Source organism: Paraburkholderia sp. Cpub6, from assembly GCF_014201065.1.
GTDB lineage: Bacteria > Pseudomonadota > Gammaproteobacteria > Burkholderiales > Burkholderiaceae > Paraburkholderia > Paraburkholderia tuberum.
The window spans coordinates 175,355-189,446 of record NZ_JACHDM010000008.1; the positions used below are offsets into that span (position 1 = coordinate 175,355).

A 14,092-nucleotide genomic window follows, 5' to 3' on the forward strand; every position below is an offset into this window, starting at 1 on the left:
CATGCCGAACGCGTGCCGGCGGGATACGGCGCTCGACCCCGTACCCCGCTACCAGGCTTTCCAGTTCAAAACCTCAGGGCTCAATGCCCCGCGATCGTCACCGACGCCGTCAACGCATTCGGATCGCGCGAAGAAGCCCCCGCGATCATCTGATAGACGCCGCCGTTGAGCTTCCACACGTGGTTGGTCGCGTCCCACGTCGACAGCAGCTTCGGCGCAATCGATACGCTGACCTGCTGCGACTGCCCCGCCTGCAGCGCGACCTTTTGCCAGCCGACCAGACGCTTCGGCGGCTCGCCCAGACCGCTCGGCAACGCGGCATAAACTTCGGCGATTTCCGCGCCCGCGCGCGATCCCGTATTCTGGACGGTAAAGGTCACCTTCACGTTGCCGCTCGCATCCACTTGCGCGTTGAGGCCCGAGTAGCTGTAGCTCGTGTAGGACAGCCCATAACCGAACGGGAACAGCGGCGCGATCTGCTTGCCGTCGTACCAGCGATAACCCATGAAGAGTCCTTCGCTGTAGGTAACGGTGGTATCGGTGGCCGGGATCGTCGGTCGCGGAAGATCCGCGTCCTGCATCGGGAACGTGATCGGCAATTTGCCGGACGGGTTCACGGCGCCGAACAGCAGATCGGCAATCGCCTGGCCGCCCTGCACGCCCGGATACCACGCTTCGAGTACGCCGTGCACGTTGGATAGCCACGGCATCAGGACCGGGCTGCCGTTCTCGAGCACGACGATCACGCGCTTCGCTTGCGCCGCGACCGCGCTGATCAGCGCGTTCTGATCGTAGCTCTGGTTATAGGTGTCGGTCGTATTGCTCGGCAGGCTCAGGCTCGGCAGATCCGCGCCCTCGCTTTCCCATTGCGTCGCGAACACGATCGCCACATCCGCCTTCGCGGCGGCGGTCGCCGCTGCCGCCGCGTTCGTGCCGTCGACGAAGGTCACGCTCGCGTTCGGCGCCTTCGCCTGGATCGCGGCCAGCGGTGCCGACTTGTACCACGTCGCGCAGGTGCTCAACAGCGGCGACGGCGACACGCAACCGGACACCGCGTTGCCCGCGGCCGCCGGCACCGCGCCCGAGCCGCCGCCCGACAGCACGCCCGCATCCGCGTGAGCGCCGATCACCACGATCGACGACAGCCCCGCCGCGTTCAGCGGCAGCACCGGTTGCGAATCGCCGCTCGCCACCGCGTTCTTCAGCAAGACCGACGATTGCTGCGCCACCTGCAACGCGAGCGCATTGCCCGCGGTTTGATCGACGCTTCCTCCGGTGGTTGGCGGTGAATCGAAGACACCATAGCGAATCATCGTGCGAAGCTTGCGCTGAACCATGTCGTTGAGTCGCGACATCGGCACGCTGCCGGCGTTGACCGCGCTCGTCAGCGCGGTGTTGAAATACGACGTCAGCGTAAAGCCCGGAATCGACGCTCCGCCGCCGAGATCGCCAGGCTCTTCTTCATCGAGGCCAGCCAATGCCGAGGCGACCGTACTGTGCGTGGCTGTCCAGTCCGACTGCACCACGCCCTTGAAGCCCCACTCGTTCTTCAGCACGGTGGTCAGCAGATACGGGTTTTCGCACGCATACACGCCGTTCACCAGGTTGTACGAACACATCACGTTGCCGGGCGTTCCCTGCGTGACGCCAAGTTCGAACGCCAGCAGTTCGGTTTCGCGCATCGTGCGTTCGTCGACGACCGAGTTGCTGGTCATGCGGTTCGTTTCCTGATCGTTCATCGCGTAGTGCTTGATCGTCGCGATGACGTTCTGCGCCTGCGTGCCGATCGTGCGCGCGGCGCTCAGCGTGCCGGTCAGTACCGGATCTTCGCCCATGTACTCGAAGGTGCGGCCATTGCGTGGTTCGCGCGCGAGATTGACGCCGCCGCCGAGACCTTCGCCATAACCGAGCACGCGCAGCTCGGTCGCGATACGCGCGCCGTATTGATTCGCCAGCGTGGGGTCCCAGCTTGCCGCGAGCGCCACCGGCGCGGGCAGCGCCGTCGCGTTCGAGTTGACGACATTGACGCCGCCGGCCGAATCGGCCATTGCAAGGCCCGGAATGCCGAGCCGCGCGATGCCGGGAATGTAGCCGGCTCCGTTGACGCCGGCCGGATACGGACCGCCGAGTCCCGCGTTGGGGATGCCCACGCCGTGCACGAGCTGAATCTTTTCGGCGGTCGTCATCTTCTGGACGAGCGCGGCGGCACGCGCATCGGCGCGCGCATCGGGATCGGACGGCAACGGCGGGTCACTGATGTTGCTGCCATTGCCGCAGGCGGCGAGGACCAGCGCGACACCGCAGGCGATGGCGCTTGCGGCAAAGGGTATCGTCAGCTTCCTTCTCATCATCTCGCTCCGTGTTGTCGTTGTCGGTCCTGTGATTTGCATTGCGTAACGCTGTATCGACGCGCTACCGGCACGTGACGTGTCCTGTTACGCTAAGCGCTCGTGGTAATGCGCCGAAAGAAATTCTAGGGATGCGCCCGAAACGCGCTTGACCGATAGGTGCAGCACTTGACCGATGAAGAGTCAGGAAAACCCGCAGACAGGTTTCGACCGGAGGAGGCAACGTGGATTTGCGTCAGAAGTCCGTTTCAGCGCGCATCTATCGGGGATTGCTCGACGCGGCAGAGCGTGAGGGCCTCGATCGCACCAAAGTGGCCCACGATATCGGCATCGACGAGGCCGACATCGCCGCGGCCGATGCGCGAGTGCCGGGCGACAGGCACGTCGCCATGCTCCAGCTTGCGGAAAGCTGCCTGATGCGCGGCGCGCCCGAGGGCGACGTGCTCGATGGTCTGCTGTATTTCCCCGAGCTTGCGGGCGTGCTCTGCAATAGACCGACGCTGCGCGATGCATTGCGCAATTACGTCACGTATCGTGACCTGATCGGTAATGTCGACTGGCTCGTCATGCAGGAGCACGGCGACGAAGTCGCATTCGAATACGTGACGGAAGGCGAAGGGCGCAACGCATCGAGCGCGCTCGGCAACTTCGCGCTGATAGCGGGTGTGGCAAAGCTCTACGACGTGCGACTGCGCGTGCGCGACGCGGGTATCACCGATGCGCGGCTCGGGGCGATCGCGGCGCTGAGCGGGACGTTGGGCGGGCGCATTCAACTCGATCAGGCTCGCAATCGGATGGTGTTGCAGTCTTCCGCGCTGGATCGCGCGTTCGAGGTCTACAACGCGCCGCTCGCGAAAATTCACATGCATGCCGCGCATGGAATCTTGCAGCGGATTCGCGAGCAGGGCCGCTTTTCTCCAACGGTCGAGCGATGTCTGCGTGACGTGCTGCGCGAGCACGCGGATGCGATCGAGCCGAAGAGCCTGCAGACGATCGTCTGCGAGCGGCTGTCGCTGACGCGCTGGACCTTGCAACGCAAGCTCGCGGCGGAGTGCAAAACCTTCAGCGAGGTGCTGATGCAAATGCGTATCGACGAAGCACGCATGCTGCTCGCGCATACACCGATGTCGATCAGCGAGATTAGCGAACGGGTCGGCTTTGCCTCGACGACGGCGTTTACGCGGTTTTTTACGCGTGCATGTGGGGCGCCGCCGGCGCGGTATCGGGGGCGATGCCGGGTGTGATCGTCCTATGATGAGCATCGATCAGAACATGACTCGACTGTTCGGTGTCATGGGATCGATCGTATCCTTGGTCGCGTTTCTGCCTTATGGACTTGCGATCTGGCGCGGCACCGTACGCCCTCATCTTTTTACCTGGTTGATCTGGTCGCTCGTCACGGCGATTGCGGCTGTGGGACAGTTCGTCGCCGGTGCGGGTCCTTCGGCGTGGTGTACGGCGGCGATCGCGGCCACCTGCTTCTTTGTTCTCGTATCGAGCGTCTTTCGGGGTGAACGGCAGCGGACCGCTTTTGATTGGCTTTGCCTTGCCGCTGCCTTGTCGGCTATTCCGCTCTGGATACTCACCAACGATCCGACGTTGTCCATCTGTCTTGTGACGCTGATCGAACTCGTCGGCCTCGCGCCGACGGTTCGCAAGACTATTCGTGATCCGTGGAGTGAGAGTCTTTTGTACTTTGCGCTCTGTGTTTTTAAATACGCGCTCGCGATTCTTGCGCTGCCGAAATGGAGTGTGGCCGTGGCGTTTTATCCGGCGGTGAATATCGTGGCGGCAAGTGGGGTTTGTTTGTTAATGGTGGTGCGGCGTCGACGGGTGCGAGCGTATTCCGAGGACAAGGTTCGGTGAGAGGCTCCCGAAAGACAGCGCGACGACTCGCAGCGCGCGATCTGAATGTGCCTTCCTTTTGTCCGATATTCATCAGGTCGCCGCAAGTAGCATCGATTACACTGGTTTTCGCTATGCGACTTTCAGGCATGGCTGACCCACGAAGTCACCATTGCGCGGACTTTCGTGCATCCCTTCCGCACGTATCCGCCGACACCGGGCGAAATACGACTGCTTGGTGAAAGCGTTTCGCCATTCACCACTTTGGCCCGCCCCTGGTCCCTCACACGACGGCGACCAGGTATCGCTGCGGCCATTTCACATCGACTATTTTCGCTTGATTGAATCAGGCGCCTGATCCGGCAGCCGATAGGCCCCTTGCACGCCGCGATTTCACGCGCCTGATTCGCTGACAAGGAGACGAAGATGAAGACCCGGCAATTAAGCATTTGGTCGGCTGTAGCCGTTGCACTTCTGTCGCTGAGTGGCACCGCGCAGGCCGGTGGTGATGACGGCGACCGTGGCCGTGGCGGCGGTCTTTGCTCGAACGCAACGCTAAAGGGACCCTATGGGTTCATCGGTCACGGCGTGATCCTTGGGTTGCTGGATTCGAGCCACGTGCTGCATCCGTTCGCCACCCAGTCGATCCTCGATGACGTCGCCCTCGTGACATTCGACGGCAACGGCAAATTTACCCGCACCGATTTCGGGAGCATCAACGGCGTGCCGAAAGGTGGACAGATAACCTTCAATCCGGCGCAGAAAGGCACTTATTCGGTGAACTCCGATTGCACCGGCACCATGTCGGTTGTCTATACCGCCGGAGGACCCACGCCAGCCGGCGTCGTGACCGACCTGAACATCGTGGTCACTTCGGACGGCACGCAGGTTGAATCCGTCGTCTATCGGGCGAGCATCCCGTCGGCCGCGTCGGCCCCCGACGGCTACAGCTGCCCGATGGATTGCGTGCAAGGTGTGCAGGAGGCGTTCGAAGGGAAGAAGGTTCTGGTCTACGGCTTCCGGTAGTGGGGTACTGCGGGATCGGATGAATTCGCGGTTGCCGCCGGCTTTTCAACCGGCGGCGCGCTCGCTTCATCGGTGCTTCGCTCAATGCCCCGGCCGTTCGCCCACTGCGACCGGCGCATGCTTCGTCTGCCGGCTCAACATCAGCGTCACGACCGCCGACACCGCCAACGTCGCCCCGACCACATAAAGCCCTGCCGTATAGCCGCCCGTCACGTGCTTGAGCCAGCCGATCGCAAACGGCCCGACGAAGCCGCCGAGATTGCCGATCGAGTTGATCATGGCAATGCCCGCCGCCGCCCCGGCGCCCGACAGGAACATGCTCGGCATCGCCCACAGCGGCGCCTTCGCGGCGCTGATTCCGACGTTCACGACGACGAGCGCAAGCACGATCATCAACGCGGTGGTCGCATTACCGGCGAACACGAAGCCGAAGCACGCAAGCGCGCACGGAATCACGACGTGCCACGTACGTTCGTCGGTGCGATCCGAGTGCTTCGCCCATAGCACCATCGCGATCACCGCGAGCACGCTCGGCACGCCGGCGAGCAGCCCGGTTTCGAACGTGCCGAAACCGTATTGGCGGATGATCAGCGGCGCCCACAAGCCGAGCGTATAAAGTCCCGCCGAGGTGCCGAAGTAGATCAGCGCGAGCGCGAGCACGCGCGGATCGCGCAACGCGCTGAGCGCGCCGGCCGTGTGGCCCGCATGCGCGTGCCGCGCGTCGGCTTCGAGCTTCAGCCTCGCGATCAGCCAGTCGCGCTCTTCGGGCTGCAGCCACTCGGCTTGCGCGGGCTTGTCGGTCAGATACCTGAGCACGCAGAAGCCGAGGATGATCGCGGGCAATGCTTCGAGTATGTAGAGCATTTGCCAGTCGACGAGTCCGGCAATCGGCGGCAGTTTCATGATCGCGCCGGAAATCGGCGAGCCGATCGCAGTCGAGATCGGCGCGGCGGCCATGAACCATGCCGCCGCGACCGCACGCTGCCGCGCCGGAAACCACAGGCTCAGATACAGGATGATGCCGGGAAAGAAGCCCGCTTCCGCGACGCCGAGAATGAAGCGCAGCGCGTAGAAACTGTTCGGCCCGACGACGAAAGCCGACGCGAGCGACACGAGCCCCCACGACACCATCACGCGAGCAATCCAGCGCCGCGCGCCGACCTTGTGCAGGATCAGGTTCGACGGCACTTCGAACAGAAAATAGCCGATAAAGAAGAGCCCGCCGCCGAGGCCGAACGCGGTCGGCGAAAGACCGATCGCCTTGTTCATCGACAACGCGGCGAAGCCCACATTCACGCGATCGAGAAAGCTCACGAAGTACAACAGCATGACGAACGGGATGATCCGCAGCATCAGCTTGCGGGACACCCGGCTTTCGAGTTCCGAAGTCATTGTCTCCTCCTGCGGCGCGCGGCTATTGACCGCGCGCGAGCCTCGCGCCGGCCGACGTTGGGCCGAGCTAATCGAGTCAAGGTTGGGTGCCGGCCACGTCGTGGCCGGGGCGTAGACCGCGCGCCTGATTTGCGCGCGGTTCCGCTCAGTCCGGTTCAGTTCGCGCGAAGCCGGCGCTCAAGCCGCGTTCGCCGCGGGCGTCGCCGCCTGCTCGATGAACGTGCACGCGACCGCCGTCACCTGCGCGGTCGTGGCCGTGCCGCCGAGGTCGCGCGTGTGCAGCGTTTTGTTCGCGGTCACCGCTTCGACGGCCTGCATCACGCGCCTGGCCGCGTCGAATTCGCCGAGGTGTTCGAGCAGCATCACGACCGACCAGAACGTGCCGACCGGATTCGCGAGCCCCTTGCCCATGATGTCGAACGCGGAGCCGTGGATCGGCTCGAACATCGACGGATAGCGGCGCTCCGGATCGATGTTGCCGGTCGGCGCGATGCCGAGGCTGCCGGCGAGCGCGGCCGCGAGGTCGCTGAGAATGTCGGCGTGCAGATTGGTGGCGACGATCGTGTCGAGCGTCGCGGGACGATCGACCATGCGCGCGGTCGCCGCGTCGACGAGTTCCTTGTCCCACGTGACGTCCGGAAACTCCTTCGAGATTTCGAGCGCGATCTCGTCCCACATCACCATCGCATGACGCTGCGCGTTGCTCTTCGTGATGACGGTCAACAGCTTGCGCGGGCGCGACTGCGCGAGGCAGAACGCGAAGCGCATGATGCGCTCGACGCCGGCGCGCGTCATGATCGACACGTCGGTCGCGGCTTCGATCGGATGGCCCTGATGCACGCGGCCGCCGACGCCCGAATATTCCCCCTCCGAATTTTCGCGGACGATCACCCAGTTCAGATCCTCGGGCTTGCAGTACTTCAGCGGTGCGTCGATACCGGGCAGGATGCGCGTCGGGCGCACGTTCGCGTATTGGTCGAAGCCCTGGCAGATTTTCAGTCGCAGACCCCACAGCGTGATGTGATCGGGAATGTCCTTGTCGCCCGCCGAGCCGAACAGGATCGCATCTTTGTTGCGGATCGCGTCGAGCCCGTTGGCCGGCATCATCACGCCGTGCTGGCGGTAGTAGTCGCCGCCCCAGTCGAAGTTCTCGAACTCGAACGTGAAGGCGCGCGTGGTCTTCGCAAGCGCCTCGAGCACCTGCGCGCCGGCCGGCACGACCTCCTTGCCGATGCCGTCGCCGGGGATGGTTGCGATGCGATAGGTTTTCATGTCTCCGTCCTGTACTTGGGGAATGGCGTGAGTGGACTCTAGCTCGATCCCACGGGTAAAAACCGGTGCTAAACTCAAAGCATCTTTAACTTGCATTCACAAATGCGAAGGCGCGGAAAAGACGATGCGCGACACCGTCCAGCCAGCCGATCTGGGCTTTTTCTCGACGCTCGCCGCGAGCGGCAGCCTCAGCGCGGCCGCGCGCGAACTGGGGCTGACCGCGGCGGCCGTCAGCAAGCGCCTCACGCAGATGGAGCAGCGCGCGGGCGTCGCTCTCGTGAACCGCACGACGCGCCGCATGATGCTGACGCCCGAAGGCGAGCTATACCTCGACCGCGCGCGACGGATTCTCGACGAGATCGACGAACTGGCCGAACTGCTCGGCTCGGCGAAGAAGACACCGAAGGGCTTGCTGCGCGTAAACGCGACGCTCGGCTTCGGGCGCAGCCATGTCGGGCCGGCGATCTCGCGCTTCGTCGCGCGGTATCCGCAGGTGTCGGTTCAACTGCAGTTGTCGGTCACGCCGCCGCCGCTTACCGACGACAGCTTCGACGTCTGCATCCGCTTCGGCGAGCCGCCCGATACGCGCGTGGTCGCGCGCCGGCTTGCGCCGAACCGGCGTCTGCTGTGCGCGGCGCCGTCGTATCTCGCGGCGCACGGCATGCCGCTCACGGCGCACGATCTGACGCGCCACAACTGCATCGGCATTCGTCAGGGCGACGAAGCGTACGGCGTGTGGCGGCTGACCTCGGGACGCGGCGCCGCGCGCAAGACCGAGGCGGTGCGGATCAAGGGCACGCTGACCACCAACGACGGCGAGATCGCCGTCAAATGGGCGCTCGAAGGACACGGCATCCTGATGCGCGCGGAATGGGACATCCGGCAGTATCTGACGGAAGGATCGCTCGTCCAGTTGCTGCCCGATCACGACACACCGAACGCGGATATCTTCGCGGTGTATTCGCCGCGGCATCAGATGTCGAATCGTATTCGCGCGTTCGTGGAGTTTATTGCGCGGGAGTTGGGGGGGTGAGGTGGGGGCGGGGGCGTAGTGCAGCACAGCGATCGTGCGCACTCGTGATGTCATCAAAAGAGCGAGCAGCACATCGGCGCAATTTTGCCTCGCTTTCCGAGTCGTCTGATTGAGCATGGTTCCGTCTTCGCCGAAGCTGACGGTGTCACGAACGTTACCTCGAGTCACCCGTCTTCTCGCTTCCGTCGCCACCACGGAGTGAACGCCTTTTCGATGTGTAAACCATGCCCGCCGAGTGCTATTTCACGCTTAACCGTCGACTCATCTCTGTATTGACCTGCAAAGGCTTTGGCAACGTGTCTGCTTTTTCGGGCAAACCAGCCCATGTCAACAACCCCGCAGATACAGCGGTCGCCGAAAACGGTCCGCTTCCGCAAGGCCTGTACTACATCGTAGACCGACAGAGTGGCGGTCATCTGGGATGGCTGTATGACCTTGTCAAGGACGCATGGTCCGATGTCGATCATTCGACCTGGTTCGCGCTTTATCGAAACGACGGCGTGATTGACGATTGGACATTTATCAATGGCGTGAAGCGAGGCAACTTCCGCCTGCATCCGACTGGTCGCTGGGGAGAAAGTGAGGGATGCATCACGGTCACGGACCAGTCCCAGTTCGATCGCTTACGCTCGTTCTTGCTGTCGCACCCAACCCGGAAGATACCCGGCACAACACTGCAGTACTACGGTACGGTACTTGTGCAATGAAAACTGCCCTGCGGATTTTTACGGCCTTCGTGCTGACTGTCCCAGTCTGCCTTGCGTTGTCGACGATCGACCCGCTTGCGCGCTGGGTTGGCAGCGAATCCACGTTAGAAATCCTTCGCCCCCTCTTCAAGCTCGTTGGCGCCGTCGGTGTGGAGGGCGAAGAGGACGTGGTGGTTACGCTGCTGCTCGCAGTCAGTTTCCTACTATGCTGGGGGCTCTCGTGGGGCGGGTCCGTGCTTTTTGTTAGAAAGAGGTGTCGCCTTGATGTCAAATGACGTTTTCATAAAAATCGACGGGATTACGGGCGAGTCGCAGGACGCGGCACACCCGGACGAAATCGAGGTGATCAACTGGACATGGAAGATGGCACAGCGGCTCACCATGATGTCCGGACCAGGAAGCGGCGTCAGCAAAGCCTCGGTCGACGACCTCGCGTTCTTCCACAACGTGGACCGGGCGAGTCCGAGCCTGATGTCCTATTGCCTGACCGGCACGCACGTTTCGAAAGCGGTTCTTACCATGCGCAGGGCGGGTGGCAGTCCCCTCGATTTCCTCAGGCTCACCATGAACGATGTATTCATCACGGGCGTAGAGATGACCGCACAACACGAACAGGTTCGCCTCTCTTTTGCCAGGGTCAAGCAGGAATACATCGTTCAAAATGCCCAAGGCGGCAGCAACGGCGTAGTTACCGGAATCTTCGACATCAGGGCCAACCGACCCGTGCCCCGATGACAGTGTCAGCCAGACCTTTTCAATGCACATCACTGACTATCCAATAAATCTCCCTGATATCGTAAAGTTGAGGAAATAGAGGCCGCCTCCATCCCATTAGTCACCAAGGCCGGACCTGACCAAACCGGGTAATGATGCCGAGACCAGACCCCGCGCTGTCCCGCAGCCCGACAACCCCGATGACGCGGCGGCGGCGGCGTCTTCTGATCGTCGGCGCGATCGTGCTCATCGCCGCATTCGGCTGGATGCTCGCGCTCGTGCTCGAGCCCGCGTTCCAGCGCACGATCGTCATCACCACCGGTGCGGACGGCGGCATCTATCGCGGCTTCGCCGATCGCTACGCGCCGCTGCTCAAGCGCGAAGGCATCAAGCTCGACATCCGTAGCTCGTCGGGCTCGGTCGAAAACTACCAGCGGCTCGCGGACCCGGACAGCGTGTATCAGGTCGGCTTCATCCAGTCGGGCACGACCAGTCCGAATGACACCGACAATCTGCAAACCATCGCCGCCGTGTCGTACGAGCCGATCTGGGTGTTCTATCGCGGCGATGCGACGATCGACCGGCTGTCGCAACTGCGAGGCAAGCGCATTTCGATGGGCGTGCCAGGCAGCGGGTTGCTCAACGTCTCGCAGGTGCTGCTCGGCTATAGCGGCGTCACGAGTCAGAACTCGACGCTGCTGCAGATGGACGCGAACGCCGCATACCAGGGGCTCGAAAGCGGTCAGGTCGACGCGGCGTTCTTCATTGGCCGGCCCGACGCCGACATGCAGCACACGCTGCTCACCAGCAACCTGAAGCTGATGAGCTTCGCGCAGGCCGACGCACTGGTGCAAAAATTCCCATCGCTGTCGAAGATCATCTTGCCGCGTGCCTCGACGAGCGTCGCCGACGATCTGCCGCGCAGCGACGTCACGCTGCTCGCGGCGACGGCGCTGCTCGTGTCGAAGGACACGCTGCATCCGGCGCTCGTCTATCTGCTGCTCGACGCGGCGCGCACGGTGCACGGCGGCGAGGACTACTTCACGCCGCTCGGCACGTTCCCCAACCTGAACACCGAAGAATTCCCGATCTCCGACGAAAGCGTGCGGTACTTCAAATCGGGCCGGCCGTTTCTGTATCGCTACCTGCCGTTCTGGCTCGCGAGTCTGATCGAACGGCGGCTGCTGATTCTGGTGCCGTTCCTCGCGCTGCTGATCGGCCTCGCGCAGGCGCTGCCGCGCATGCTCGAAGCGCGGATGAAGAAACGCCTGTTCGTGTGGTACCGCGCGATCAAGGCGCTCGAGGACGAAGTGTGGAGGAACGCCGAGCCGTCTCGCGCGCAGATCGCGCAATGGAGTGAGGAGATTGAAAACATCGACGCGAACGCTAGTCAGATCCGAATTCCGTACCGCTACTTTCAGGATGTTTACGCGCTGAAGCAGGCGATCGGCGTCGTGCGCGACCGGATCGCGCATGTAGCGCAGAAAGTGCAGAGGTAGAGACGGCGGTCGCTTAGCCCTGTGCGTTTCCCGGGTATTCACCACCGCGCAGCCAGTTGATTTTCCGCACGGCCTCACCGCATGGGCGCTTGCCGCAGCGCAAGAAAATAATCTCTGTGGAATCAGTCGAACGATAGGTCGATTCAATTGGCGCGCTCGCGATTCGCATCCTGTAATGGACTCCTACCGTCCGCGTACCGTCCATCCAGCCTGCCGTCCTACCCGGAGAGAGACCATGTCCCAGCCTGAGCCGAATGTAGACGAAGTGGTCCGAAGCATCGCCGAGGAAACCGACACGCCGGCAGAAACGGTGTCGCGCATGTATGCCGATACGCTCGCCGAATTCCGGAACGAGGCGCGCGTGTTCGACTACGTGCCGCTGTTCGCCGCGAAGAAGGTCCGCAACGAGTTGCGTCACAAGCAACATCGCGAGCACTGACTCGCGGCATGCGGTGATGCATCGGCTCACCGCGCTGTCGCACGCGTCGTGGCTCCAGATTTTGCGAGCATGGTGGAGCTAACAATCGCGTCGCAAATTTTTTATGCTGGCGGTTCCACAGCTTTTCAAAGGAGCCGTCCACATGTCCGCCCCGCTGCAGATTCGCGCCGTCACCCGTGACGATTTCGATGCATGGCTCCCGCTATGGGACGCCTACAACGCGTTTTATGGCCGCTCGGGCGAGACCGCGTTGCCGCGCGAGATCACGCAAATCACGTGGAATCGCTTTTTCGATGGCTACGAGCCGATGCATGCATTCGTCGCGGAACGCGCCGGCCAATTGCAGGGCATCGTGCATTTTCTCTATCACCGTCATACGACGATGGCGGGGCCGATCTGCTATCTGCAGGACCTGTACACGCTCGATAGCGAGCGCGGCAAGGGTGTCGGCCGTGCGCTGATCGAGGGCGTCTATGCGCGGGCAAAAGCCGACGGTGCGCAACGCGTCTACTGGCAGACGCACGAGACGAATCACACCGCGATGCAGCTCTATGACAAGGTCGCGGATAAGTCCGGCTTCGTGGTTTATCGCAAAGCGCTTTAGCGCTCGGCGCTTCATCAAGGCTCATCAAAGACGAAAGGCGCACCACCCGGTGCGCCTTTCGTTTTACTGCTCAAGCGGTCATTACGCAGTCCCGGTCAGGCATCGAGCTGCTCCAGCACCTTGCCCTTGGTTTCGATACCGAGGAAGTGCACCGCGACCGCCGCCAGGAACGGCACGGCGGCGAGGATATAGAACGCCACTTCCAGCTTGCCGCCGATCATCGTCTTCGACACTATCGCCGGCGCGAAGATCGCCGTTCTGATGATTTTGACGACGTGACACGGCGAGTCCGGCTGTGCAATGCAGCAGGACTCGCCGACAGATATGAAATAAGTATTTGAAGTAGTTGCGCCGTGAAGTCAGCGCGCACTCAATGCGCGGCAACCGATCTGCGGCGCGCCTGCATCGCGGTCGGATCGTCCTGCCTCGGGCGATAGCCCAGGCGCTCGGACAGCTCCAGCGCCGCCTGGCATACGGCGATGATCAACGGCTCGCGCTCGGCGGTCTCGCCGATATCCGAACGCGGGATTGTCACCGTCAACACGGCGGCGATCTTACCGCTCTGGTCACGCACCGGCGCGCTCAGCACCGCAATCCCCCGCTCGAACGACACCTCGCTGACCGCATAGCCAAGCGCCGCGCTCTCGCGCGCACCGTTCATACACTGCCGCACGCGGTTTGGCCTGCCTGCGTCCCACTCCTGTCTGCTCTTCTTTTGCCATCGTGGCTGCCGTCTCTATGCGGTTCATCGGGTTCAATTCAGGTTGATAGCGCGAAGCATGCGGCGAATCGGCCATGCGCGGTGCTATGCTTTGATCCGGTCCGGCGGCGCGGTGTATTCCAGCCGCTCGCTCGCGCCGCCCAAGCGTAGGAGGCCACGTCATGTCCAACGCGGTCCAGATTCAGGTTGCCGACTCGCATCTTTATCCGGGCTGCGCGGTGCGCATCGCGAATCTTCCCGAGCCGGCCTGCGCGTCAAACGTCGCCGAGGCGCGCGTCGAATTCGCGGACGGTTCCGGTGCGCACGCCACCTGCCATCGGCGCGCACATGACGAACTCGAATTGACCGTCGACCGTTATGCGACGCAAAAACGTCATCCGATCGACGCACGGCACTGGCTACTATTGGCCGTCGATGCCACGCATCACAGTTGGCGCGTCAAGCGTCGGCTGCCGTAAAGCTGCGAGGCCTGCCGCCCTCGGCGGACCCGTA

General features: G+C 62.8%; 14 protein-coding genes and 2 pseudogenes. 11 read left to right on the forward strand and 5 right to left on the reverse strand.

From position 1 onward, the window contains the following. Positions 1–80: 80 nt before the first annotated feature. Positions 81–2,348 carry a glycoside hydrolase family 3 C-terminal domain-containing protein gene (locus tag HDG33_RS16780; protein ID WP_184030692.1) on the reverse strand — a complete coding sequence of 756 codons (2,268 nt, stop codon included), beginning with the start codon at positions 2,346–2,348 and terminating at the stop codon, positions 81–83. 224 nt (positions 2,349–2,572) lie between these two features. On the opposite strand from HDG33_RS16780, the gene HDG33_RS16785 reads away from it, so the two are divergent. The 3 genes from HDG33_RS16785 (at position 2,573) to HDG33_RS16795 (ending at position 5,219) form a co-directional block, all read left to right on the forward strand. Further along, a complete protein-coding gene (locus HDG33_RS16785; RefSeq protein WP_184030694.1) occupies positions 2,573–3,592 on the forward strand; it encodes an AraC family transcriptional regulator in 1,020 nt (339 codons plus the stop codon). 7 nt (positions 3,593–3,599) lie between these two features. Then, complete coding sequence (locus tag HDG33_RS16790; RefSeq protein ID WP_184030696.1) at positions 3,600–4,214, forward strand: hypothetical protein; 615 nt, start codon at positions 3,600–3,602, stop codon at positions 4,212–4,214. Between the two features lie 405 nt (positions 4,215–4,619). After that, on the forward strand, positions 4,620–5,219 hold the full coding sequence (locus HDG33_RS16795; RefSeq protein ID WP_184030698.1) for a hypothetical protein: 600 nt from the start codon (positions 4,620–4,622) through the stop codon (positions 5,217–5,219). Between the two features lie 81 nt (positions 5,220–5,300). Here the strand turns inward: HDG33_RS16795 and HDG33_RS16800 are convergent, their stop codons facing one another. Then, a complete protein-coding gene (locus HDG33_RS16800) occupies positions 5,301–6,611 on the reverse strand; it encodes an MFS transporter (RefSeq protein WP_184030700.1) in 1,311 nt (436 codons plus the stop codon). A gap of 177 nt (positions 6,612–6,788) precedes the next feature. Further along, positions 6,789–7,883: a tartrate dehydrogenase gene (locus HDG33_RS16805; protein ID WP_184030702.1), complete on the reverse strand. Its 1,095-nt coding sequence runs from the start codon at positions 7,881–7,883 to the stop codon at positions 6,789–6,791. Between the two features lie 124 nt (positions 7,884–8,007). On the opposite strand from HDG33_RS16805, the gene HDG33_RS16810 reads away from it, so the two are divergent. From HDG33_RS16810 to HDG33_RS16840, 7 genes are all read left to right on the forward strand, one after another. Further along, positions 8,008–8,916: a LysR substrate-binding domain-containing protein gene (locus tag HDG33_RS16810; protein WP_184030704.1), complete on the forward strand. Its 909-nt coding sequence runs from the start codon at positions 8,008–8,010 to the stop codon at positions 8,914–8,916. Positions 8,917–9,140: 224 nt separating this feature from the next. Further along, positions 9,141–9,623: a DUF2778 domain-containing protein gene (locus HDG33_RS16815; protein WP_184030716.1), complete on the forward strand. Its 483-nt coding sequence runs from the start codon at positions 9,141–9,143 to the stop codon at positions 9,621–9,623. Further along, complete coding sequence (locus HDG33_RS16820; protein WP_184030723.1) at positions 9,620–9,898, forward strand: hypothetical protein; 279 nt, start codon at positions 9,620–9,622, stop codon at positions 9,896–9,898. The genes HDG33_RS16815 and HDG33_RS16820 overlap by 4 nt, the downstream gene beginning before the upstream one ends. Further along, entirely contained in the window at positions 9,888–10,358 is a 471-nt protein-coding gene (locus HDG33_RS16825; protein ID WP_184030725.1) for a type VI secretion system tube protein Hcp, read from the forward strand. The genes HDG33_RS16820 and HDG33_RS16825 overlap by 11 nt, the downstream gene beginning before the upstream one ends. 179 nt (positions 10,359–10,537) lie before the next feature. Then, positions 10,538–11,836, forward strand: coding sequence for a TAXI family TRAP transporter solute-binding subunit (locus tag HDG33_RS16830; protein ID WP_184031231.1), 1,299 nt, complete (start codon positions 10,538–10,540; stop codon positions 11,834–11,836). Positions 11,837–12,071: 235 nt separating this feature from the next. Continuing rightward, positions 12,072–12,275 (forward strand): DUF3562 domain-containing protein, encoded by a 204-nt coding sequence (locus HDG33_RS16835; protein WP_184030727.1) that lies wholly within the window; start codon positions 12,072–12,074, stop codon positions 12,273–12,275. A gap of 142 nt (positions 12,276–12,417) precedes the next feature. Beyond that, positions 12,418–12,879, forward strand: a complete 462-nt coding sequence (locus HDG33_RS16840; protein ID WP_184030729.1) for a GNAT family N-acetyltransferase — start codon at positions 12,418–12,420, stop codon at positions 12,877–12,879. Positions 12,880–12,974: 95 nt separating this feature from the next. Here HDG33_RS16840 and HDG33_RS16845 read toward each other — a convergent pair. Both HDG33_RS16845 and HDG33_RS16850 read right to left on the reverse strand, forming a co-directional pair. Next, positions 12,975–13,133, reverse strand: a pseudogene (locus HDG33_RS16845) (MFS transporter); the annotation flags it as partial. Positions 13,134–13,249: 116 nt separating this feature from the next. After that, positions 13,250–13,531, reverse strand: a pseudogene (locus HDG33_RS16850) (IclR family transcriptional regulator C-terminal domain-containing protein); the annotation flags it as partial. Between the two features lie 230 nt (positions 13,532–13,761). Between HDG33_RS16850 and HDG33_RS16855 the strand changes: the two are divergent. After that, positions 13,762–14,058, forward strand: a complete 297-nt coding sequence (locus HDG33_RS16855) for a hypothetical protein (protein ID WP_184030734.1) — start codon at positions 13,762–13,764, stop codon at positions 14,056–14,058. The last annotated feature ends 34 nt before the right edge of the window (positions 14,059–14,092 follow it).

Bases quoted from the DNA above. Each gene is read 5' to 3' on its own strand.
- HDG33_RS16815 (WP_184030716.1), top strand. From the start codon at position 9,141: ATGCCCGCCGAGTGCTATTTCACGCTTAACCGTCGACTCATCTCTGTA.
- HDG33_RS16840 (WP_184030729.1), top strand. From the start codon at position 12,418: ATGTCCGCCCCGCTGCAGATTCGCGCCGTCACCCGTGACGATTTCGAT.
- HDG33_RS16855 (WP_184030734.1), top strand. From the start codon at position 13,762: ATGTCCAACGCGGTCCAGATTCAGGTTGCCGACTCGCATCTTTATCCG.
- HDG33_RS16835 (WP_184030727.1), top strand. From the start codon at position 12,072: ATGTCCCAGCCTGAGCCGAATGTAGACGAAGTGGTCCGAAGCATCGCC.
- HDG33_RS16795 (WP_184030698.1), top strand. From the start codon at position 4,620: ATGAAGACCCGGCAATTAAGCATTTGGTCGGCTGTAGCCGTTGCACTT.
- HDG33_RS16790 (WP_184030696.1), top strand. From the start codon at position 3,600: ATGATGAGCATCGATCAGAACATGACTCGACTGTTCGGTGTCATGGGA.
- HDG33_RS16820 (WP_184030723.1), top strand. From the start codon at position 9,620: ATGAAAACTGCCCTGCGGATTTTTACGGCCTTCGTGCTGACTGTCCCA.
- HDG33_RS16800 (WP_184030700.1), bottom strand. From the start codon at position 6,611: ATGACTTCGGAACTCGAAAGCCGGGTGTCCCGCAAGCTGATGCTGCGG.
- HDG33_RS16830 (WP_184031231.1), top strand. From the start codon at position 10,538: ATGACGCGGCGGCGGCGGCGTCTTCTGATCGTCGGCGCGATCGTGCTC.
- HDG33_RS16810 (WP_184030704.1), top strand. From the start codon at position 8,008: ATGCGCGACACCGTCCAGCCAGCCGATCTGGGCTTTTTCTCGACGCTC.
- HDG33_RS16780 (WP_184030692.1), bottom strand. From the start codon at position 2,348: ATGAGAAGGAAGCTGACGATACCCTTTGCCGCAAGCGCCATCGCCTGC.
- HDG33_RS16805 (WP_184030702.1), bottom strand. From the start codon at position 7,883: ATGAAAACCTATCGCATCGCAACCATCCCCGGCGACGGCATCGGCAAG.
- HDG33_RS16825 (WP_184030725.1), top strand. From the start codon at position 9,888: ATGTCAAATGACGTTTTCATAAAAATCGACGGGATTACGGGCGAGTCG.